The sequence below is a fragment of the Citrobacter sp. S55_ASV_140 genome (assembly GCF_018919505.1).
GTDB classification, from domain to species: domain Bacteria; phylum Pseudomonadota; class Gammaproteobacteria; order Enterobacterales; family Enterobacteriaceae; genus Citrobacter; species Citrobacter werkmanii.
Genome location: NZ_JAHLQZ010000348.1, coordinates 1 through 2,168, shown reverse-complemented (window position 1 = coordinate 2,168; position 2,168 = coordinate 1). Strand labels below are relative to the sequence as shown.

The following is a 2,168-nucleotide window of genomic DNA, read 5'->3' as shown; positions in this document are numbered from 1 at the left end:
CGCTGACCCGGCGGCGTGTAATCCGTTGTTCCGTGTCAGTGGAGGCGCATTATAGGGAGTTATTTCAGGCTGACAAGTTAAAAATACAAAAAACTTATCAAACGATTACTTTTCACTCAACCTTTCTATTTTTGCCTGGTTTTTAAACAAAAACGAGCCCCACAGGGCTCGTTTATTATCGTTTTGTGACTTACTGCACTGCCACGATACGGTCGTCGTTCACTTCCAGGCGAATGGCTTTGCCAGGAATCAGCTCCCCAGACAAAATTTGCTGCGCCAGCGGGTTTTCGATCTGTTGCTGGATAGCGCGTTTCAATGGACGCGCGCCATATACCGGATCGTAACCATTCGCGCTCAGCAGTTTGAGCGCTTCGTCAGAGATATGGATTTCATAGCCACGCTCTTCCAGACGTTTATACAGACGCTGCAGTTGGATCTGAGCAATCGAAGCAATGTGCTGCTCACCCAACGGATGGAATACCACAACCTCATCTATACGGTTGATAAATTCCGGACGGAAGTTATGGCTCACAACGCCCAGCACCATATCCTTCATGTGGCTGTAATCGAGCTCGCCAAAACGTTCCTGGATCAGATCGGACCCCAGGTTCGAAGTCATGATGACCACCGTATTACGGAAGTCGACCGTTCTCCCCTGCCCGTCGGTCAGACGACCATCGTCAAGCACCTGCAACAGAATGTTGAACACATCCGGATGCGCTTTCTCCACTTCATCCAGCAGGATGACGGAGTAAGGACGACGGCGCACTGCTTCAGTGAGATACCCCCCCTCTTCGTAGCCGACATATCCCGGAGGCGCACCGACCAGACGAGACACCGAGTGTTTCTCCATAAACTCGGACATATCGATACGCACCATTGCATCGTCACTGTCGAACATAAAGTTTGCCAGCGCTTTACACAGTTCGGTTTTACCGACACCAGTCGGCCCAAGGAACAGGAATGAACCAATCGGACGGTTCGGGTCAGACAGCCCAGCACGGCTACGGCGAATTGCGTTAGATACCGCTTCAACCGCTTCGTTCTGGCCAATAACACGGCTGTGCAACTCCTGCTCCATACGCAACAGTTTTTCCCGTTCGCCTTCCAGCATGCGGGCAACCGGGATCCCGGTCCAACGCGCCAGCACTTCAGCAATTTCTGCATCGGTCACTTTGTTACGCAACAGACGCATAGTTTTACCTTCCGACTGGGTAGCGGCTTCCAGCTGTTTTTCCAGCTCCGGGATTTTACCGTACTGCAGCTCGGACATCCGCGCCAGGTCGCCCACACGACGCGCCTGCTCGATGGCGATCTTCGCCTGCTCCAGCTCAGCCTTAATCGTCTGAGTACCGGAGAGCGAGGCTTTTTCCGCTTTCCACTCTTCTTCTAACTCAGAATACTGGCGCTCTTTGTCGTCCAGTTCTTCGTTGAGCATATCAAGACGTTTTTTACTCGCCTCATCAGACTCTTTCATTAATGCCTGCTGTTCCAGTTTGAGCTGGATAATACGGCGGTCGAGTCTGTCCAGTTCTTCCGGCTTGGAGTCAATCTGCATACGAATGCTGGATGCCGCTTCATCGATCAGGTCGATGGCTTTATCCGGCAACTGACGGTCGGCAATATAGCGGTGAGACAGCGTCGCTGCCGCAACAATCGCCGGGTCAGTGATCTGCACATGGTGGTGCAGCTCATAACGTTCTTTCAGACCACGCAAAATGGCGATGGTGTCTTCTACTGAAGGTTCAGCCACAAACACTTTCTGGAAACGGCGTTCCAGCGCCGCATCTTTTTCGATGTACTGACGATATTCATCGAGCGTGGTTGCGCCTACGCAGTGCAGTTCCCCACGCGCCAGCGCCGGTTTCAGCATGTTACCGGCGTCCATGGCGCCATCGGCTTTACCTGCGCCAACCATGGTATGCAGCTCATCAATAAACAGAATGACGTTGCCTTCTTGTTTAGAGAGATCGTTCAGCACACCTTTTAAACGTTCTTCAAACTCGCCACGATATTTCGCCCCGGCCACCAGCGCGCCCATATCCAGCGCCAGTACGCGGCGGCCTTTTAAGCCTTCCGGCACTTCGCCGTTGATAATACGCTGCGCCAGCCCTTCAACGATGGCGGTTTTACCGACGCCAGGTTCACCAATCAACACCGGGTTATTT

At 52.7% G+C, this 2,168-nt stretch carries 1 protein-coding gene; it reads right to left on the bottom strand.

Features of this window, described 5'->3' with window-relative positions:
* Nucleotides 1–190: 190 nt before the first annotated feature.
* Nucleotides 191–2,168 (bottom strand): ATP-dependent chaperone ClpB (clpB, locus tag KQJ18_RS23575; protein WP_216422902.1); only part of this gene is annotated, 1,978 nt, incomplete at its 5' end.